This is a genomic window from Anaerocolumna sp. AGMB13025 (assembly GCF_029689925.1).
Classification (GTDB): Bacteria; Bacillota; Clostridia; order Lachnospirales; family Lachnospiraceae; genus Anaerocolumna.
Genome location: NZ_CP121445.1, coordinates 981,696 through 1,003,328, shown reverse-complemented (window position 1 = coordinate 1,003,328; position 21,633 = coordinate 981,696). Strand labels below are relative to the sequence as shown.

Sequence of the window (21,633 nt, the reverse complement as noted above, 5' to 3'; positions counted from 1 at the left end):
AAGATGTTAAAAATGCTTTATTTACTCTTTTCCAATATAACTTTTAATTCATCCACCGAAAAGTTATATTTCGTATTACAAAAATGGCAGTTTACCTCAATGGGTTCCTTATCATCAATCATTTCCTGAATGTCCTTCTTACCAATACTGACAATGGCCTTTTCTACCCGTTCTTTGGAGCAGTTGCAGGCAAAAGCAGTGGGCATGGTATCTAATAGTTCAAGGTCAAACTCTCCTAAAATGTGTTCCAGGATCATCTCCGGGGTAAGGTCGGCATCTAACAGTTTCGTTATAGAGGATACCTCACTGATTTTTTTCTCCAGCTTATTTATTACTTCTTCTTCGGCAAAGGGCATTAACTGAATTATAAATCCGCCGGAACGCTTTACCGTATTTTCTTTATTCATTAAAACTCCAAGTGCAACGGAGGACGGTACCTGTTCGGAGGTCGCATAGTAATACGTAATATCCTCTGCAATTTCACCGGAGATTAATTCCGTCTGTCCCACATAGGGGTCCTTTAACCCAAGGTCTTTTATCACACTAAGAACGCCTGCCCCCAATGCGCCGCCCACATCAAGTTTCCCCAGAGGACTGGGTGGCAGCATAACCGTGGGGTCGTATACATACCCTTTTACATTGGCATTGGCATCTGCTGTAACGGTAAGCCCCTGAATCGGTCCGTTGCATTTTATCTGCAGGGTCAGAAGGTCATTGGTTCCTTTCATCATGCTGCCCATCATGGCACCTGCCGTTAATAATCTTCCCAGGGCTGCTGTTGCAACGGGGCTTGTATTATGAACGCTTCTTGCGTACTCTACCAGTTCCCTGGTCGTTGCCGCAAAAGCACGGATCTGATTGTTTGCTGCTGTAGCTCTTACTATATAATCTGACATAATAACCTCCATCTGCCGCATTAGCGGCAATTACTTCTTTCAATTACTTCTTTCATTTCCTTCGATATATTTCTTGTTCTCCTGATACTTTTCCTTCGCGATAAAATATATCCTCTCACTGGTATCACTCGGTGGGTTTTTAGTAAAGGCATCATATACTGATACAAATTCCAGTCCTGCCTTTTCCAGTAATTCGGTTACCTTGCCAATAGGATAAGCTTTCTGGTAGTGGGTTTCCTGAAAACGGGTAAAGATTTGATTATATCCGGTATCTGCATAATTATCACTGTTGCCTGAGTAATTATTACTGTTGTCTGAGTAATCAACACTTCTGTTTTCAAAATCATAGTCTTCTTCCTCAGATACAGTTCCTTTATCCTCGGCATCATAGGTGTCTTTCTCAGATACATCCACTTGCTCATAGTCCTCTGTATCCTCGTTGTCTGTTTCATCCTCTATCTCTATTTTAACGAATATGGTCATATTGTATTCATTGACCTGCTGTGCTTCGTCGTAATAATTTTCCCATATAAAGCTGCAATCTTCCCTGTTTTCTGCTATGGTACTATCACCAAGGAGGTTTTTATATTTATATTCCGTATTCATATCAAAGATAAAGATACCGCCAGGGTCCAGGTAATTGTTGACCAGCTTAAATACTTTTAACAAATCCTCCTCTGAGGTAATATAATTCATGCTGTCGCAGATACTTACCACCGCATGAACGGTTCCATACAATTCAAATTCACGCATATCCTGCTGCAAATACAGAATGGGGTTTCTAATATTCTGACTGGCCACTGAATTAGATGACTCGAATGTATTTTGTGTTTCAGTATTATTTTCAGTATCAAAAGATTCCAAATCCTCTGACCAGGAGTCCTCTTCATATTCCTTCTCCCTGGCTATTTCAAGCATCTCCTCAGAGAGATCAATCCCTATCATATCATATCCCTTTAAGGCCAGCCTCCTGGTAACTTTACCAGTACCGCAGCCAAGTTCCAAAACCAGACCATCCTTCACACCGTACTCCTGTAATAGTCCGGTGAGATAATCTGTCCATGCATCATAGGGAACATTATCCATAAATATATCATAAACCTGTGCAAAACCAGTATAAGCCTGCATTTTTACTCACTTTCTGTCAGCCTTACTATATTACTGTTTTCTAATTCCTGTCTATCTTAACTGACTTACTACATCCGTATATTTCATAGGTCCTCCGAATAAGTCCAGAGCACTTCCAATTGTAACATCCAATTTGTCCTGTCCCAATTCTTTAAGAAGGCTTAAATCCTGAAAACTTCCGACTCCTCCTGCATAAGTAATGGGTATCTTTCCCCAATCCCCAAGGATTTTTACTAATTCCTGTTCAATTCCAGAGGATTTTCCTTCCACGTCTACCGCATGGACTAAAAATTCATCACAATAATCCGTCAGGGCATTTAAAGTATCCAGATTAACTCTTACCGTAGTAAACTTCTGCCACCGATCGGTTACAATAAAATATTCTCCCTCACTTTTACGACAGCTTAAATCCAGAACTACTCTATTCTTTCCCACTGCTTTCACCAGTTTTTTCAGATTATCATAGTGAATGATTCCGTCTTTAAATACATAGGAGGTAACAATTACATGGGAAGCACCGTCTTTCAAAAAATCAGCCGCGTTCTCCTCTGTTATTCCTCCCCCAATCTGTAATCCCCCCGGATATTCTCTCAGAGCTTTCTTAGCCTGTTCGCAATCCTGTCTGTAATACTCAGTACCATTAGGATTTAGGAGGATAATATGCCCTCCTTTAATATGATCATTTTTATATAAAGCCGCATAAAAGGATGCATCCTGCTCTGATATAAAATTCTCAACCGCCATACTGCCCTGATCGGACAGGCTGCCGCCTACAATCTGCTTTACCCTTCCATTATGAATATCGATACAAGGTCTGAATTTCATATAGTCTCCTGTAAACTTATGACTTAGCGCTAACTTTAGGCTTCTATCTTATCATACTTGTTCTGAATACGCAAGATAGGTGGATTTCTCACAAATTTCCCTCATATAAAGTAGAATTAGAACTTATCCGTGCTATCAAAAAAACACTTTTCCGATGAGCTGAAACCTATTTGCTCTCACCAGAAAAGTGGTATTTTTATTATACTTCAATTCTTCTTACCAGAATCCATAACCCTTGATTTCTTCTGTGGATTAGTTCGCAGTATATTTGTACTTTTTAAATTCTTTTGATATTATTCTTTTGATACTATTCTTTTGATATTAATCTATTGATATTAATTCTTTTGATATTAATTCTTTTGATATTAATTCTTTTGATATTAATTCTTTTGATATGATATTGTATATTCTGTTATAGATTATTCTGAGTAAGATAAATCCTTTTTACTTTAGTTTCAGTCTTCTCCTTACGTTTCATCATCTTTGCATATTCCTCTTTCAGTTGGGCTCCCACTGCTTTTATACTTCTCTCATTTACAACTTTATATCCAGGTTCAACTAAAGAAGGAAATTCCCCGTTAATAATTCCCTGGATATTATGCTGAAATTGTGACAAATTTTTTCCCTTATAAACATCCCTTCCATCAACCAGGCTTTCTTCATAAATTGGTATGTCCCTGATTAAAACCGGGGTCTTCATGGCCAGGGCTTCTAATAATACAATTCCTTCTGTTTCCTCATGGGTGAGGAACAGAAATAGATCGCTTCCGGCGTAAGCCTCCCGAAGCTCCTCTCTGCATACATACCCCGGAAAAAACAGATTGGGAAGTTTTGTTTTTACTGCCTTTTTTACACGGATTGATACGGTATTTAAATTGGTATAGCCAAACCAGATGAATTTATAGTCTGGCATTGCCTTTGCCAGTTCTACAAAATCCAGAATACCTTTCCGTTCTATGTATAACCCGGCTGATATGACTACTTTATCCTCTTCCCTCAAATGGTACTTTTCCCGGAATTTACTTCTATCCCCTTCATTCCTCTTATAGTATTCCAAATCAATACCATTAGAAATACTTACAATGGGCTTTTTCAGTCCATAACCCTCTAATAGGTTTTTGGAATACAGAGTTGGGGTAACAATAAGGTCGCCGCTGTTATAACATTTCATAATCCATTTTTTATACAGGGGAGCAAGCAGATTGGAACAGAGAAATGAATTTTTAAAATCCTCTTCCGTGGAATGTGCATGGTATACAATCTTTTTACCTTTTGCCTTAGCAACCAGTGCCATAAAGAAAGAACTCAGAAATATAGTATTTATATGAATAATGTCATACTCTTCTTTTTTGTCCGTCGTGTAAGAAACCTCATTTACTTTAAGCGCCTCTTGCTGATGATAGATGGCTCTTCCTACACCACTCTTTTCTACAAGTCTCAGATGACCTGAATATAATAAAATTTTCATAACAACTCCTATCTGCCGCATTCGCTGCAATCAAGTACAATTATTGAATCAAGGTAATCAGATACTTTCCTATCTCCGTCAGCCCCATACTATAAATTGCGATTGACATTGGTTTTCCTAATAAAATAATAGTTGTAAATTTCATTAATTTCATTTTGGTTAAACCCGCAATATAACATAACAAATCATCCGGTGCCAGGGGAAAGAAAATAGCGCAGGCAAACATAATATCAAATTTCTTACCCCGGTCAACCCATCCTATATATTTATCAAAAGATTTTTCTCCGATGGCCCCTCTTACAAACCTTCTACCGTACTTTTTAGAGAGAAGGAACACGATTATTGAACCGATACAAATTCCAATATAGTTATAAACAAATCCCATCCAGGGGCCAAAGATTATAATACCCGCAACACAGCCCACCGCACCGGGAAGTATTGGCACAACCACCTGAATAATCTGTATCAGTAAAAAGATTAAAGGTGCCCAAATACCAAAGCTATTAATAAAATTTTTAAAGGTTTCCGTTGACTGGAATAATCCGTTCTTATAACCCCAAAATAGGAAAATACCGATTAGCAACAGACCTATACAGGTACTTACATGTACTAATCTATTTTTCGCTACTTTAATATCCATAGACTGTGTCACCGTCCTTTCAGTTTTTATTCTTACAGAATACTTTTTACAGGTAATGACTGTTGATTAGAATAACCTATGGTAAACTTCTATTAAAGTAACCTCTTGTGAAAGTAATCTGCTGTTAAAATAACCTCCTATTGAAATTAACCTCCCTGTTTACAGCTACTTTACTATAGTTTAACTTGCTTTCATAAACAGTCTATTATAGTATAATAAAGTTTTTATAAAATTTATTTGCCCTGCTGTTATATATAACTTCAATTTATTCACATCCTCCGTTACATAGGTCCCCAGACCTCTTTTTGTGAATTTCTTCGGATTCCATTTCTTTGTATATACGGTTTGCGGTATTGGGATTAATTTTATATTTAAAAGCCAGTTCCCTTCCAGAAGGTAGTTTTTCACCAAGTGCTACTACACCGTTTACCATATCTTTTTTTATTTCATTAATAACTTGTATATAGATCGGTATATTATTACTAAACTCCATTCACATCCTCCTTTCCATTCGATACAAATTCTTGTTATAAATTACAAAAACACTGTATTTCTTCTCTTGCAATTTCGATTAGTTATTTCAGTGGTTTACTTTGTTACCAGTAAACTAGTTAAATAGTACACTAACTTCATATTTATGTCAATATCTTTTAATAAAATACTTTAGAAATATTATAGTGTATTATTTATTTTTTTTATTTCTCTTTTATATAACGACTTACTTCTTATTTTTTCTTCAAGAATATGTAAATTTATTTTTTGGGAACACCTTGTTGAAATAGTTGTGCTAGTTTGTAACCATCATATAATCCGGCTAAGTAGCTCAGTGAGCTATATTCTGCATTGCTGATGTCTGTCCATAACAAAAGAGCTTCTATGATTTCACGCTGCTCTTTTGTTAAAGTTAGATTTAGGTAATCCCTTTCAGCTATATCCTGTTGTTCAGAGACCGCCTGATAATTTAAGTCATTTTTAAGGAGATTGTTAAGCGTTTTTTCCTTTAGTTCCATCAGTACTCTTTTTAACACATCATTAAATTCCTTATGCTCCATATTTACCCCCATCGCATATCGCAAGATCACTTGCTGATACTACCACTAATACTCTTCTGTTTTTTGTTGTATGTGAGGTATCATATCATAAAATACATCTATAAAAAGTTCCCGGGTAGGAACCAGTCATAAATTTGATGTTAATATAACTCCCTGTTTTAGGCTGATTAGAAATGTCTGTTTCAACGATAAATTATTCAAATATAATAGAAATCCTTCAGAAATACATTTTAATTATATATCTTTTCAACTCCTTTATATCTGATAAAATATAATCATAACAACAAGGAGCATAACACAAATGAAAAATTTACAAACCATTATTTCTGAGTACTTATTATTCTGTAACAATCAAAAAAGATTAGATAGTAAAACTATCAAGGCTTATAAAATTGATTTAACACAATTTTCTGATTATCAGTTAAATGATTTTTCTAAATCTATTAAACCTGATTCTATAGAGGATTTCGTCTCTACTCTGCATCAGTCCTATAAACCTAAAACTGTAAGACGGAAAATAGCTAGTGTAAAAGCCTTTTTTCATTACTTAGAATACAAAGATGTTATTCTTATAAACCCTTTTAACAAATTACAAATAAAATTTCGCGAACCAATAGTTTTGCCCAAAGTGATACCCTTACATATAATTGAAAGCTTTTTATTTACATTATACAAACAGGAGAAATTAGTCACTACCTCATTTCAAGCAAAATGTATATCTCGTGACATTGCAGTCATAGAACTCCTTTTCGCAACTGGAATAAGGATTTCAGAACTTTGTTCTTTAAAGAAGTCTGATATTGATTTTATAGAAAGACATGTATTAATAAATGGTAAGGGGTCAAAAGAACGACGAATTCAAATCGGCAATGATGATGTAATATTAGCTTTAGAAAATTACCAAAGATATTTTAAAGAAGAACATATAACTTCCAAATATTTTTTTATTAATCGAATAAATAATCGCCTCTCAGAACAATCCGTGCGATATATGATAGATAAATACGCTAAGTTAGCAGCTATTGAGTTACATATTACACCACATATGTTTAGACATTCATTTGCTACTTATCTTCTAGAAGAAGATGTTGATATCCGTTATATTCAAGAAATGTTAGGGCATAGTTCCATAAATATAACTCAAATTTATACCCATGTCACTATGGCCAAACAGAAAAATATTTTGACAAAAAAGCATCCGAGGAATGCTATACATTTTAATTAACCCACATATAATCACTAAAAAAATTGCGTATTTATGATACTGGCATTAGTAAATTATCAGCTCTTCTATAAATAAAGGATAATCTGGTATTATCTTTTATTCATTATAAGATAATGGAAAAATAAATTGCTTTATATACAAAGATTGTGAGGGGCAAAGTTGATTTTACAAATTATTAAATACGAAAGCAGGATGCAGAATGCTTTACTTGTTTTTTTCAAAAAAGCATTTAAAGAGGATCAACGGTATTTATCTTTGCATGAGAAAGACAAGGATCTATGTGATATAAAGGGTAGTTATCTGGATAAGGGTTGCTTCTGGTGTATTGTTGATCAAAGCGAAAAAATCTATGGAACAATTGCCTTGAGAAATCTGGGTAATTTTTTTGAGATTCGCAGGTTATTTGTTTTAAAAAAGATACAGAACAAAGGATACGGTAAAAAGCTCATTACCTTGGCAATAGAATATGCTATAAAACAAAATGCATCCCAACTGAAAATAGCTGTTATGGAAAGAGGAATTGCCGTTCAACATTTAATGGATGTGTTTGAATTCTCACCAACTAAGCAATATAACAATAGCAGTGCTGATATTTTTTTTAAGCGGGATTTAACGCCTGATTACATTTATAACTTTAAATTGAAACAGCTGTCACTAGCTTATGAGAATTCTATTATTCTAAATCCGACAGAAAATATTCCTTTTTATAATAAAATGTATGATACCCACTTTTTTGAAGGATTATATGTAAGCGAAAGACTAAAGGATATCAATGATAAGGTGATTTTTGCAGGAAGAAACGAATATATAGAATTCTTTGAATATATTAAACAGGAATGGAAAAAGAGGCTCAATGCCTATGATGTGGACTTAAAAACACTTGCAGGTTTGAACGCTCATCTTATACTTTTTTTATGTATTTTAAGCCCTGGAGACACGGTTATGTTATTGCCTGAAATCTGTGGAGGACATTTTTCAACAGAACAAATCCTTTGTAACTTAGGAGCAAAGGTAATCCAGATGGTTCCTGATAAGAAGAAATTACGTGTGGATAAACAACAAACTAGGCTTCTAATCAATGAGACAAAACCGAATTACATTTTCGTAGACAGAAGCGAAGGTTTGCTATACGAGGATTTTTCATGGCTAAAAGACTATACAGATATTTATAAAATCTTTGATGCTTCCCAATATTTAACTCAAATATTATTGGAACAATATATATCTCCTTTTGACATGGGATTTGATATGATTGTGTCGACGCTGCATAAAAATTACCCAGGTCCACAAAAAGGTATTATTGCTGTGAAGAAAGATGGGGAAATATGGGAAAACTATCTAAGAGATGCTAAAACATATATTTCGAATACTCACCCCATGCATATTGCAAACTCAATTATCCCTCTTCTGAATGAAGATGAGTTTATATCATACAGTAGCTTGAATATTGAATGCTCGCGGTTGTTGGAATATTATCTCCTACAAATGAAAGTACCTGTGGTACAAACTTCGGGAGTAGAGCCTCGGACTTTGCATGTTTGGATATTGTGTGACGACAAAGAACTTAGCTATAAATACTATCTCAAGCTACAAACTTTACATATCCTTTGTAATTACAGACAGTTGCCATACGACCTTGGTTTCGGACTGCGGGTAGGTACTAGCGCTGCCGTCAGAATGGGGTTGAGACCTGCCCATGTAAAAGAATTAGCCACTATTATGGCTAATGCGTATCATGGTCCAGTCACCCCTTCAATCAGCAAAAGAGCAATAAAACTGATTCAAATCGTTAAAAAATCAGCATCATAATAAGAAAGCTATATTTATTGAAGAATAATTGGATAAGATCTTAATATCCAATACAGCAGCATAGTCATTCCTTGGTTCGTTTTTTTTCTCTCTTCAATACGATCAACTATCTTTTTCTCTTTTATGTATTCCGGATTATCAGAAATTAACTGCTTTAATTCTGTAAGCAGTCGCAATTGATCAACTGGAAATTGGTAGAGTTTAAAAAGTAATTCCAAAAAGTTTATTCTGAATATGCCATATCTATTATGGTACTTGGAATATATTTCTTTAGCAGTGTCAAAGTGTTTTTTGACCTCATCCATTGTATGAGAGCTTAGATTAATACCGTATTGATTCGATATATTTCTTCCGTCAGCAATCTTTATCTTTGCGAGTAATGTATGACAAAATGCTTCGTGCACATCTACATTGTTAGCTTGAGAATGCATAAGGAATTCATCTATCTGACAAAGGATTGGACCAACATCGCAACCAACGGAAATCATATCCAACTCTGATTGTTTAACAAGTGAGGCCCGTCTGGATTTTTCATCTGATGATAGGGAATCATTGGCTCGTCTATAGTACTCCTTTGCTTTCCCTATCAGCTCCAATGCTATAGTATCAGATTCTTCTTGTGAACAGTTTGGAATTTCTATATAATGGATAGAACTTGCTTTTATATATAAATTGTAGTAATAATCATAAAGAGCTTCTCCTTGGTCTCTAAGAAAGCTAATGAAATTTTTTATCAGAGATTCCGGAAGTTCAATCCCTAGAATGTGATAACATCTAATCTCATCGGTATAGCATCGTTTTATGATTTCATTGTGAAGATGAACGTTTTCAACCGTTGAATAATGTTGAAGATCTTTACGGATTTTTTTCAGGTCGGAATAATTAAATATCCCTTTTTCTGTCGCTATATGTATTTCCCAGTATGTTGCATATAATGAATATAAAGTTTCTTCTTTTTTCATATCAACAATATATTTAAGTATATTATTCATTACTCGCGAATTGCTACTACCATGGCTACTCTCAATAATATGTAGGATGGCTTCCTTACTTTTATTTCCTTTCATATTCTCTAGCATCTTTTGGAACATTTCAGCAGAGATCTTATGATTTCCCATATGAAAGTTTAAAATACCGCATTCATAGATAAAGAGTTGTTTTTTTTCTGGTTGAAGAAAGATGGCACGCTCCAATGATTGATATAGTGGTTTATATCTACCGTTCATTAAAGCTTCACTAAACAATTTTAAACGTATCTTTTCATCCACTTGTTTAATTGCATTTGGGTTACTTTTTACAAAGCAAATCCATCGGATTTCTTCCTCAACATACTTCGATTGTACAAAAATATCCAGTATCTTATTATATTCATCATCATAGACATAGAACTTCTCTATCTCCATCAGCAACGATTGTTCACAAATGCAGTAAATATAATTCGTGTTAAAGGGAAATGGCAGGAATATGTTTGCTTTACGTATATATTTCAAACATTTGCTTATCTCTTTTCTCTTTACATTCAATATCTTACAAATAAAATCAATCTCCACAAATGTGTTTGATAATATTGTAAAATATATTGCAAAAAATATTTCTTTATCTTTTGGTGAGAGATGCTTAATTAGTGGGTGAATATCATCTTGTGAAATGGTATCAATCAGACTATTATTGAAATCGAACACTTTAGCTGCCTGCAATAACTGGAAATCTACAAATGGTCGTCCATTGTCACTATCCTCTATTAAAACGAACATATTGTTTGCAGAGCTAAAAAGTTCATTATTTATCTCAATAAACCTTTGTCCTAATTGTTCTACATTATCAAGCACTATTAGAGAATTTTCAAACTCCCTTAATCTCGAGGTGCTGTCTGTAGATTTGAAAAATGAAAAAATATCATCCTTTTTATTGGCGCAATTAATAAACACAATATTCTTAAATTGAGTTACATCTTTTACACGATTCAAAAAAACTCCTTCCAACAAGAAGAAAGCGGCAGTAGTCTTTCCACGATTTGGAAATCCATAAATATACACAAACGAATTAATATCTTGTTTACCATAAATCCCCTCACATAAGTTCTGCTGGATTTGATTTCTATCCGGCGATAACACCAGATACTTTTGCGTCTTTCTTCTTGAAGCAAAAAAACTAACGATTCTAAGACCTACTGATGAGTTTTGATTAAATAGCGAAATGAGATCGAACACTGAAGCTGTACCAATGATTCCTAAAATTAATCTGAAAATGAAAAAGAGAGATACTCTTGTATCGCTGTCAATGGTATCTTTAAAAATAAAGGTACAAACAAAAACCGCTAGCACAACAATTATGATCAGACCAGAAAGGAGAGATGCTAAAATCCGGTCACGCCTTTTTACAATACATATCTTTTCAATAATCACTCTCATACCCCCTGCAACCTTAATATATAAAAAACAATAATAACTTATTATTTTATAAGCAGTAATGAATAAAGGATAATACCAGATTATCCTTTATTCATTATATCAAATTTAATTACAAATAAAAACAATTTTTTAATAATTTGGGAATATTTTGTCATATTATAAAAAAACATATTATTGGTACTACTGTAACTAGATTTATAAACCCACATTTTGACATTCATAAGATGCTGTTTCTAAGTATCCAAGAAAATCCTGAATGCTATTTTCTAATTTCTAAATCTCTAACTTCTTAATTATCTTTTCAACTTCCGCAATTAGCTGTTCCTTATCGGGAATGTAATAAGTATACTTTGAAGCAAAAATATTGTTTGACAACCCACCAAGAGCATATTCTGCCGTTAATGAATCTTTATCAGTACATAGAATAATACCAATTGGTTTATTGTCATCCTCGTCATTTACTTCTCGTTCGTAATAATTCAGATACATGTTAAGTTGTCCGGCAGCCTCTGGCATTAATTTTGTAGTTTTAAGTTCAATCAAAACATATGATTTAAGTGGCTTATTATAAAATACCATATCCACATAATAATGAATGTTATTTATTGTAACTCTTTGCTGAGTGCCTACAAACATAAAACCACGTCCAAGTTCTAATAAAAACCTTTCAATCTGCCTTACAAGTGCTTCTTCTAAATCATTTTCCATGAGAGGTTTATCCTCTGGTAAACCTAAAAACTCAAATACATACGGGTCTTTTATCATATCGGCAGGTTTCGCCAATTCTATTCCTTTCGTAGCCAGTTTGAGTACTTCTGCTTTATTGACATCACCTTTGGATAGCAACAGTCTCTCATACAGCGATGTGTCAATTTGTCGTTTTAATTCCCTAACTGACCATTTCGAATTAATTGCTTCTTTTTCATAAAAGCTTCTTTTGTCTTTATTTGAAATAATGAGTAATTCGCAATAATGAGACCAACTTAATTTAACAGACACTGTCTGTTGAATTTCATATTCTTGATAAAATCTTCTCATGAATTGAAGATTTGAAACTGAAAATCCTCTTCCCAATTCTTTTGTCAATTCTTTTGATAGTATTTTTAACGTCTTTACTCCATATTCTGCACGAATATTTTCATTTTGCTCATATAGAACTATAATTTCACCAATTTTCCAATATGAAATAAGTAGTTCTGTATTGACTTCTTTTGCTATGTTATTGCGAGCAGTCTCAAGAATATTTTTTATTTCATGTACTAGTGGATTCATTAAATCATTTGCCATTTTAATACCTTCTTTTCCTATTTAAATTTAACTAGTGCTGATGCTAATACAGTAAATAAATCTCCTCTACCTATACAGACCATATTTTATACAATAATAAATTAATAATAACTTTTAGTCTATTAATCTATGTATTGTTAGAAATACTATAAACCTACAGTAAAAATTCGCTGATGATGTCTATAAATAAAAATATATATTTATATGTCAATATTATATCACACGATTACTACTTGGGATCGTAAAAAATTTCTCAAAAAGCAGTATGCCAAAGTCGCCCACCAAGGACTACTTATAAACATACTGCTTTCTCAAATTTTCTATATTTCAATTTTCATATAAATATTCTTATCTATAAAGACAAGATCCGTACATTTTACTCCGCAATCCTATCAAACATAGTCTTAAGCGTAGGATATAAATCCTTAAATATATCATACTTCTTATTATACTTAGCAACAATCACAGGATCTTGTTCCGTCGTTTCAATTACCTTAATCAGCTTTCCGGCAGCTTCTTCTACGGATGCATATTTACCGCAGCCTACGGCAGCTAAGATGGCAGCTCCAAAGGCAGGTCCTTCCGCACTGTTGATTTTATCAACTTTTACATTCAGGACATCAGCAATGATCTTGCACCATAAAGGACTTTTTGCACCGCCGCCGTTAATACGGATACGGTCTATGTTTACACCTAATTTCTTGGTGATTTCAAAGGAATCACGAAGTGCAAAGGCTACACCTTCTAACATAGCCTGGGTCATATCGGCACGGGTGGTATCCATGGTCATACCGATAAAGGTACCTCTGGCATTGGGGTTATTGTGGGGAGTTCTTTCTCCCATCAGGTATGGAAGGAAATATACATTGTTATCTCCAAGCTTTGTGATAGCAGCTTCTTCCTTTTTATATTCCTTGGTTCCAATAATTTCATCCTGCCACCATTTGTTGGAAGCGGCTGCGGATAACATAACACCCATAAAATGATATTTACCGTCTGCGTGGGCAAATACGTGAAGGGCATTCTGATCTACTTCTGCATATTCTTTGCTGGCAATAAATACTACGCCGGAGGTTCCAAGGGATACATTGCACATACCCTCTCCTACGGTTCCGGTACCTACTGCGGCTACTGCCTGATCTCCGCCGCCGGCAATTACTTTCACGCTTTCCGGCAGACCTAACTCTTTGGCTATATCTTTTTTCAGAGTACCGACTACTTCATAGCTTTCATATACTTTAGCCAGCTGTTCTTCTTTTAAGCCGATAATATCAAGCATTTCTTTAGACCAGCATTTATTCTTAACATCCAGTAATAACATACCAGACGCATCGGATACGTCGGTGCAGTGAACACCGGATAAACAATAGGCTGCATAATCCTTTGGCAGCATAACTTTCTTAATTTTTGCAAAATTCTCCGGTTCATGTTTTTTAACCCACAACAGCTTTGGCGCTGTAAAGCCGGTTAATGCCATGTTACCGGTATAAGCAGATATCTTATCCCTGCCGATTTCGTTATTCAGATAATCGCATTCTGCCTGGGTACGTCCGTCATTCCAAAGAATTGCAGGACGGATGACTTTATCCTCCTCATCAAGGATTACCATACCATGCATCTGACCGCTGAAACTGATACCATCAACGGTGGTTTTATCACAATCCTTTGTCAATTCCTTAATGCCGTCTGTTAAAGCAGAGAACCAGTCCTCCGGATTTTGTTCAGACCAGCCCGGCTGAGGAAAATATAAAGGATATTCTCTTGTTACAATACTTTTAATATCTCCGCTTTCATCCATTAAAAGCAATTTTACTGAAGATGTTCCTAAATCCACACCAATATATAACATGTTAAACCTCTTTCCCGAATGCTTCTATCATGCTTCGTACCATAAGTATAAATAGCTTCTGCGGCACAGCCGAAAGTATATTCCGGTTATGCCGGCTTAAGCTATTATCTTTTATTCTGACTATAAACAGAATTAAGTTCAGATTTCACAAATCCACATAAAATTTTTAACTCAATTATTTTAACACAGTTATTCTTACAAGTTTATTTCGTTTCAATGATATACTGATTAAGAATAGATTCCAGAAGTTCCTGTCTTCCGGAAACATTAGGCGCAACACCGTTCTTTAGTGCATAAGCTTCTAATTCCTTAAAGCCAACTTTGCCTTCCACGATGTCTTTGCCAATACCTTCCGTATAACTTGCATAACGGTTCGCGATAAAGTTTTCAAATACCTTATCTTCAATTAACTTTGCAGCAACTTTAAGACCTCTTGCAAATGCATCCATACCTGCAATATAAGCATAGAACAAATCGGATTCTTCAAATGAAGCACGCCTTACTTTAGAGTCAAAGTTAAGTCCGCCCTTTGTAAGACCGCCGGCTAAGAGGATTTCGTACATTGCTAAGGTTGTGTCATAAATATTGGTTGGGAATTGATCCGTATCCCAGCCTAAGTTTGCATCACCCTGGTTCGCATCAACACTTCCAAGGACACCATTGATGCGGCACTGGTTTAATTCATGCTGGAAGGTGTGCATAGCAAGGGAAGCGTGGTTCGCTTCAATGTTTAATTTAAATTTATCGATTAAGTTATATTTTCTAAGGAAAGAAAGCACGGTGGCAGTATCGGTATCATACTGATGTTTGGTTGGTTCCTTGGGCTTTGGCTCGATTAAGAACTGACCGGTGAAGCCGATTTCTTCCGCATAGTCACAAGCCATCTTAAGTAATCTTGCCATATTGTCTAGTTCCAGACCGGTATCGGTATTCAGAAGGGTTTCATAACCTTCTCTTCCGCCCCAGAATACATAATTAGAACCACCCAGTTCCTTTGTTACCTCCATAGCCTTTTTAATCTGAGCTGCTGCATAAGCAAATACTGTGGCATTACTAGAGGTTCCTGCACCATGTACAAAACGTGGATTGCTAAAGGCATTGGTAGTTCCCCATAAACACTTGATTCCGGTACGTGCCATTTCTTCTTTTATAACTGCAACGATTTCATCCAGTCTTTGATTGGTTTCTTCCAGATCTTTTCCTTCCGGAGCAATGTCCCTGTCGTGGAAACAGAAGAAAGGAATCTGCATCTTTTCCATAAATTCAAAAGCAGCATGTACTCTTTCTTTTGCTACTTCCATGGGACAATCTGCCTGATCCCAGGGTCTTTTTATCGTCCCGACACCAAAAGGATCACTGCCCATGTGTGTAAAGGTATGCCAATAAGACATAGCAAATCTTAGCTGTTCTTTCATGGTTTTACCCGCTACAACCTCATCCGGATTGTAGTACTTAAAAGCCAGGGGATTTTTACTTTCCGGGCCTTCATAATTGATTTTTCCTATACCTTCAAAATAAGCCATACAATCAAACCTCCTATATAGTTTTTTGACTAAACTAATGTTGATACTATAAATATAACAACAATTTTTGGCTTTGTCAAGGTGAATTCTTCTTTCTGTAACCCCCTTTTCAATGCCTCCTTTTTATGTTATGATTACTTTATATTTTACACTAATTATGACAGGTTTTTCTATTGTCATAGATAAGGATGGATAACATGGTTACAGGAAGCAAAGAACTGATTCGTGACATTAACAGCACCCTTGTGCTGGAAACAATAATTAATTCAAAGCCCATCTCAAGAGCTGCCATTTCAAAAAAACTCGGACTGACCAAAGCAACGATTTCCACCATTGTCCAAGACCTGATTAATAAGGATTTAGTAATTGAAATCGGCAGTGATGATACCGATCTTGGAAGGAAACCAATTTTACTGAGCTTTAACAAAAAGGCTGGCTATGTGATTAGTATTGATATCGGTGTCGAAACCGTCTCAGCTCTGCTGACTGATTTAGAAGGTGAGAACTGTAGTCTGAAACAAATCAAAACACCAAAAGCCCATGAAGATATTGTACAGGTCTTAAGCAGTTTAATTGAATCCATGAAACCCCAAAGCACTTCTACTACATATGGTTTGGTAGGAATCTCCTTGGGAATCCATGGGGTTGTTTATGATAATAAAGTTTCCTTTACACCTTATTATGATTTGACCGGCATCGACTTAGCTAAAAAATTAGAGGAACACTTTCATGCACCGATATTTTTGGAGAATGAAGCCAATCTTTCCGTACTGGGAGAAAAGACTTTCATGTTTGATTATCCCAACATAGCCAATATCAGCGTACATTCCGGAATCGGTCTTGGAATTCTCATTAATAATACCCTCTATACCGGTTACAACGGACGCGCCGGGGAATTCGGCCATACCATCATCGAAGTTGACGGAAAAGAATGCCCCTGCGGCAATCATGGCTGCCTGGAGCAATATGTTTCAGAACGGGCTTTATTAAAAGAATTTGCTAAGAAAAAAGACTATTCCGATGTTGATTTTGAATTGCTCTCTTCCATGTATCAGACCGGAGACAAAGACGCTATTGATATTATGGACAAGTTTATCAAATATATGTCTATCTGCATCAATAATGTGTTAAATGCCTATAATCCGGATATTGTCATTATTAATAGTTCCTTTACCAGTTTCTTTCCGGGGCTTACAAGACATATTGAGCAATCCTTAAACAGCAAAATGAACAGTGTTACCCACATTGTGCCCTCTGCTCTGCAGGATTCCTCTATTCTACTTGGCGGTATCAGTGTTGTGATTAAGAACTTCCTGGCTATTGGTACACTGAAACTGCAGAATAATGAATTATTCTAATCGATAAAAACTAGGATTCGAGAGTTAAAGTATAAACTACCTATCGCATTGGACCCTTCTCCTCTGAATCCCAAAAATAATACATTTTATATTAGTAATACACTACATATCTATACAAAAAAGACACCGGTAAGCCGATTTTATAAGATGGAATATCCATCAATTAAAATTGCTGACTGGTGCCTTATTATTTTAAACTATTCTTAACTCGTAATCTTTTAATTTTATATTGCGCTTCAAAAGTCTTTATACAATGCTTCATTAATAACAGTTTGATCTTATATTACTTACACATCGTTAATACATCTTTACTTTCTTCTTAATCCTTTCAAATGATTTATCCATCTATCAAACGATTTATCCATCTTCAAAGAATTTATCCACCTTCAAAGAATTTATCCACCTTCAAATAATTTATACACCATCAAAGGATTTATTCACTTTCAAAGAATTTATTCACCTTCAAAGGATTTATCCACCTTTTAAACGATTTCTTCCTTATTCCGTATAATCTTCACCGCCTGACTGACATTGGAAATGTTAACCGTATTAAATTCCCCGCCGAACTCGCCATCTATAGACCAGGGAACTGATTCTTCCGAAACCAGGAGGATTTCCTTCACAGGAAAGGAAAAGATATGATCACTGTTTAAATTGCCTTTAAGCAGATCATTGATAATTCCTTGAAAATCCAGTACATTTTGCGGCATCTTAATAAAGATTCCTTCAAACATCCCATCATCTAGTCTAACATCCTTACCTGTCAGTCCCTTAATACCGCCCACCGATATGGAATTTGCCACCATACCATAGATAAAGTTATCGGAAATAACCCGGTCACCACAGGTTATATCCATGTGATAGGATTTCCAGTTGGGTAATCTCTTTACACCTTCCAAAATATAAGCCAGTCTGCCTAGCATATTCTTGCTGGTCTGGGGGGTTTCATAAGAGGCATCGGTAAAAAGTCCAAATGCCGCAGTATATGTAAAGTATTCCCCATTAACCAGTCCGACATCACATGGAAATGCTTCGCCATTTAATACTACTTTCGCAGCTTTGGGTAAATTTTTAGGCAGTTTCAGATTATAGGCAAAATCATTGGTAGTTCCAGAAGGTATATAGCCAATACTCGGCTTTTGATCGCTGTGCATAATTCCGCTTATAATCTCATTCAGGGTTCCGTCACCGCCGGAACATACCACCAAATCATATTCCTCACGGCTTAAGCAATCCATTACAATATTTTTAGCATCCTTCCTGCCGCCCGTTGCATAAATAACCACTTCGTAACCGCTTTTCACGAAATACTCAATGATACTTGACAACCAGTTTTTAATTTTACTTTTACCGGCAAGTGGATTATAGATAAACAATAGCTTTTTTTTCATGATAATTTATTTATCCCCTCCATTTGCTTTTGTTTCTTTCTTTTCGTCATAATACCACCAATGCGACCGGTTTCTTTCGCAGATAAGGATTTCCAGCCATCGCTCATTACCTTATCTAAAAGTCCTAGTTCCGTTGCTATTTCATATTTTAATTTTTCATCTGGTTTTAAATCACTTAAATTGATTGGTTCCTGTGCTGCTTTTTTCGTACTCATAATAATATTATACACCCTTTCTAGATTTTAACAAGGGACTGTTTTCATTACAAATTAATCTTTCGTAGTGAAACAGTCCCCTGTTTAGCATTCTATATAAAGTGTAGCCTGATATATTTATTTCATACCTTTGCTGCTAAACTTATTTAATTAAATTTTAAATAATTGTATTGCCTGTTCCAGTTTCTTGGCATCCCCTGCAAGTTCCAGAGCAGAACTGCTTAAGTTTTCAACAGAACTGATCTGTCCGTTAGCGGTTGCGCTAACCTCTTCGGACGCTGCTGCGGTTTGCTGGGCAACTGCTGAAATATTACGGATTGCATCCATGCTGACTTCTTTCGCCGTTTCAATACCTTTGATGCCGATGGATATGTTATCCAGGTTCGTAACCAGGCTGCCGACATGTTTATTGATATCTTCAAATACCTTAATGGTCTTCGTTAAAGATTCCGTCTGGGATTCTACAATATTTTCCGCCTGTTTTGCAGATACTACGGTACCCTGGGTCTTATTCTGGATTTCAGTTACGATACCTTGAATCTGGCTGGCTGCCTGAATAGACTGGTCTGCTAACTTACGGATTTCATCGGCTACAACTGCAAAGCCACGTCCTGCATCACCGGCTCTTGCTGCCTCTATGGAAGCATTTAAGGAAAGTAAGTTTGTCTGGGAAGCAATTTCATTGATGATACCAACGAAATTACCAATGTTACGTGACTGTACTTCCAGAGCTTCGATATCCTTGATTACCACCTGGGTTACATCTGTGGTGGCTTTGGATTTATCATTTAATTCATCGATTATGATTAAGCCGTCTCCGACAATACCCTTTGTATTATTGGCAATCTTCTCAATTTCATAAGTACTGCTGTATACCTGATTGATCTTATCGGAGAGATTAGCCATCTGTCCTAAGCAGTGTTCGGTATCTTCTGCCTGCTGAACCACACCTTTTTCTATTTCATCAATGGTAAAGGAAATATCCTTGGTTGCACCCAGAATCTTTTCCGAAGTTACTGATAACAGATCCGCAGATTCTGTTACCTTGGTACCTACACCCGCAACTTCACCAATTAAGTTGCTCATACCAGACGTCATATCGGCAAGACCGTCGGATAACACCTTGAATTCATCCTTACGTTTCGTACTGAATTTAGCAGTTAAGTCACCACGCGCTGCCAAAGATATGGATTTAACAAGTTTGGCAATTGCATTACCGATTCCACTCGCAATTATGGTACCTAATAAAATTGCAAGGATGCTGGCAACCGTGATAAATATCATACTTAAATCTCTAATTGCTCTAGACTGTTTTAATATCTCTGCTTTAGGAACCAGAGCACATACCATAGAACCGGTATCACCTACTTTGCTGTAAAGGAACAGATACTTCTCACCGTTATAGTCCACATAGGTATAATCACTGGGTTCTTCACTGGCTACGGCGTCTTTGTAGTACTTCGTATCTGTATAAACATCCTTTAAATTCTCATCTGTTAATTCTTCTCTGCCATCTGCCGTTACAAAGCCGATAATACTTCCGTCAGCAGTATCGATATCCTTAAGTACGTTCATGACTTCTTCCATGGACACATCCATCATGATCAGACCGCTGCTATAAGACAATTTACTTACCAGCGCCATAGAATATTCATCTTTACTCATCTTTAACTGTTCGTCCATAGCATCATGGGTACCTACCCAAACATTTCGTGAGGAAGATTCCATAATCTTCTTTGCTTCGTCCGTCGCGGTATATTGTTTGAATAAATCCTTAGGCGGGGTTGCAAATGTTGAAACCGGGGTTCCTACACCAGCCATAATATGTATTGCGTTAATAAACTTATTGGTTTCCCTGATAACAATGACTTCTTCCTGTAGCTGCCTTAACGCAGTTACATTATCAAGGGTATCCTTTTCATTCACCCTTCTGTAATAATTCTCAACCGTATTACTGAGCGAAAATTCAATGGCTTTATCCTGTACGGACTTAAACCCGAGTCCAAGATATTTGCTGACTGCATTCAGGGTATCAGTAGTACTTTTTTCATAATTTGTAATGATTGCTTTGGATGATTGCTGGTAGGATACTACTCCAAACACAGCCAATAAAATAACCGGAACAAAGAAAGCACCAAGTATTTTAATCCGGATTCCCTTTAATTGATCAAAGATTCTTTTTCTTTCCTTTAACTCTGATTTTACTTTTTCCGTCTTTTCTTTCGCTTGTTTTGATTTTTCTTCCAGTTTTTTCTTTTCTTTTTCCAGTTTCTTTTTCGCTTTTTCCTCTAATGCTTCTTTCTTTTTCTCTGCCTTCATAAAATCATTTAATTTCTTTTTGTTCTCATTCCCCATTGATGAATCAGTATTTTTTTTCACTTTTATTGATCCTCCTGCATCCCCTTGGTAGGTCATATTGAATAACTTTTCTTAGACAATTTTATAACATTTGCTTAATAAGCAATATAAAATGCATTATTAGAGCAAATTTTACAAAAAAACTTACCCTTTTTTGTGTGATTTGTCTATCTTGTATATAATTATACCACATAATCT

The 21,633-nt window shown here is 35.7% G+C and carries 17 protein-coding genes; 3 read left to right on the top strand and 14 right to left on the bottom strand.

Annotated features, from left to right (window positions below; genetic code table 11):
• Positions 1-17: 17 nt before the first annotated feature.
• From hslO to QA584_RS04180, 7 genes are all read right to left on the bottom strand, one after another.
• The gene (gene hslO / locus QA584_RS04210; RefSeq protein ID WP_278273252.1) at positions 18-896 is read right to left on the bottom strand and encodes an Hsp33 family molecular chaperone HslO; all 879 of its coding nucleotides are present in this window, start codon (positions 894-896) and stop codon (positions 18-20) included.
• A 39-nt stretch (positions 897-935) separates the two neighbouring features.
• Positions 936-2,024 (bottom strand): methyltransferase domain-containing protein, encoded by a 1,089-nt coding sequence (locus tag QA584_RS28805; protein ID WP_331487834.1) that lies wholly within the window; start codon positions 2,022-2,024, stop codon positions 936-938.
• Between the two features lie 51 nt (positions 2,025-2,075).
• Positions 2,076-2,849, bottom strand: a complete 774-nt coding sequence (gene hisA, locus QA584_RS04200; protein WP_278273251.1) for a phosphoribosylformimino-5-aminoimidazole carboxamide ribotide isomerase — start codon at positions 2,847-2,849, stop codon at positions 2,076-2,078.
• Between the two features lie 412 nt (positions 2,850-3,261).
• The gene (locus QA584_RS04195; RefSeq protein ID WP_278273250.1) at positions 3,262-4,317 is read right to left on the bottom strand and encodes a glycosyltransferase; all 1,056 of its coding nucleotides are present in this window, start codon (positions 4,315-4,317) and stop codon (positions 3,262-3,264) included.
• Positions 4,318-4,357: 40 nt separating this feature from the next.
• Positions 4,358-4,957, bottom strand: coding sequence for a TVP38/TMEM64 family protein (locus QA584_RS04190; protein ID WP_278273249.1), 600 nt, complete (start codon positions 4,955-4,957; stop codon positions 4,358-4,360).
• A 265-nt stretch (positions 4,958-5,222) separates the two neighbouring features.
• Positions 5,223-5,450 (bottom strand): GntR family transcriptional regulator, encoded by a 228-nt coding sequence (locus QA584_RS04185; RefSeq protein WP_278273248.1) that lies wholly within the window; start codon positions 5,448-5,450, stop codon positions 5,223-5,225.
• 259 nt (positions 5,451-5,709) lie between these two features.
• A complete protein-coding gene (locus QA584_RS04180; RefSeq protein WP_278273247.1) occupies positions 5,710-6,009 on the bottom strand; it encodes a hypothetical protein in 300 nt (99 codons plus the stop codon).
• A gap of 301 nt (positions 6,010-6,310) precedes the next feature.
• Here QA584_RS04180 and QA584_RS04175 point away from each other — a divergent pair, with 301 nt between their 5' ends.
• Positions 6,311-7,234 (top strand): tyrosine-type recombinase/integrase, encoded by a 924-nt coding sequence (locus QA584_RS04175; protein WP_278273246.1) that lies wholly within the window; start codon positions 6,311-6,313, stop codon positions 7,232-7,234.
• A 159-nt stretch (positions 7,235-7,393) separates the two neighbouring features.
• Positions 7,394-9,043: a GNAT family N-acetyltransferase gene (locus QA584_RS04170; protein WP_278273245.1), complete on the top strand. Its 1,650-nt coding sequence runs from the start codon at positions 7,394-7,396 to the stop codon at positions 9,041-9,043.
• Between the two features lie 14 nt (positions 9,044-9,057).
• Here the strand turns inward: QA584_RS04170 and QA584_RS04165 are convergent, their stop codons facing one another.
• The 4 genes from QA584_RS04165 to xylA all read right to left on the bottom strand — a co-directional run bounded on the left by QA584_RS04165 (position 9,058) and on the right by xylA (position 16,113).
• A complete protein-coding gene (locus tag QA584_RS04165; RefSeq protein WP_278273244.1) occupies positions 9,058-11,448 on the bottom strand; it encodes a hypothetical protein in 2,391 nt (796 codons plus the stop codon).
• Positions 11,449-11,727: 279 nt separating this feature from the next.
• Positions 11,728-12,741 carry a PDDEXK nuclease domain-containing protein gene (locus QA584_RS04160; protein ID WP_278273243.1) on the bottom strand — a complete coding sequence of 338 codons (1,014 nt, stop codon included), beginning with the start codon at positions 12,739-12,741 and terminating at the stop codon, positions 11,728-11,730.
• 376 nt (positions 12,742-13,117) lie between these two features.
• Positions 13,118-14,590 carry a xylulokinase gene (gene xylB, locus QA584_RS04155; protein ID WP_278273242.1) on the bottom strand — a complete coding sequence of 491 codons (1,473 nt, stop codon included), beginning with the start codon at positions 14,588-14,590 and terminating at the stop codon, positions 13,118-13,120.
• A gap of 203 nt (positions 14,591-14,793) precedes the next feature.
• A complete protein-coding gene (gene xylA / locus QA584_RS04150; RefSeq protein WP_278273241.1) occupies positions 14,794-16,113 on the bottom strand; it encodes a xylose isomerase in 1,320 nt (439 codons plus the stop codon).
• A 197-nt stretch (positions 16,114-16,310) separates the two neighbouring features.
• On the opposite strand from xylA, the gene QA584_RS04145 reads away from it, so the two are divergent.
• Positions 16,311-17,471, top strand: coding sequence for an ROK family transcriptional regulator (locus tag QA584_RS04145; RefSeq protein ID WP_278273240.1), 1,161 nt, complete (start codon positions 16,311-16,313; stop codon positions 17,469-17,471).
• A gap of 482 nt (positions 17,472-17,953) precedes the next feature.
• Here the strand turns inward: QA584_RS04145 and QA584_RS04140 are convergent, their stop codons facing one another.
• From QA584_RS04140 to QA584_RS04130, 3 genes are all read right to left on the bottom strand, one after another.
• Complete coding sequence (locus QA584_RS04140; protein ID WP_278273239.1) at positions 17,954-18,862, bottom strand: diacylglycerol/lipid kinase family protein; 909 nt, start codon at positions 18,860-18,862, stop codon at positions 17,954-17,956.
• The gene (locus QA584_RS04135) at positions 18,859-19,077 is read right to left on the bottom strand and encodes a small, acid-soluble spore protein, alpha/beta type (protein ID WP_278273238.1); all 219 of its coding nucleotides are present in this window, start codon (positions 19,075-19,077) and stop codon (positions 18,859-18,861) included. Before QA584_RS04135 ends, QA584_RS04140 begins: the two co-directional genes overlap by 4 nt.
• Positions 19,078-19,227: 150 nt before the next feature.
• On the bottom strand, positions 19,228-21,456 hold the full coding sequence (locus tag QA584_RS04130; protein ID WP_278273237.1) for a methyl-accepting chemotaxis protein: 2,229 nt from the start codon (positions 21,454-21,456) through the stop codon (positions 19,228-19,230).
• Positions 21,457-21,633 lie beyond the last annotated feature (177 nt).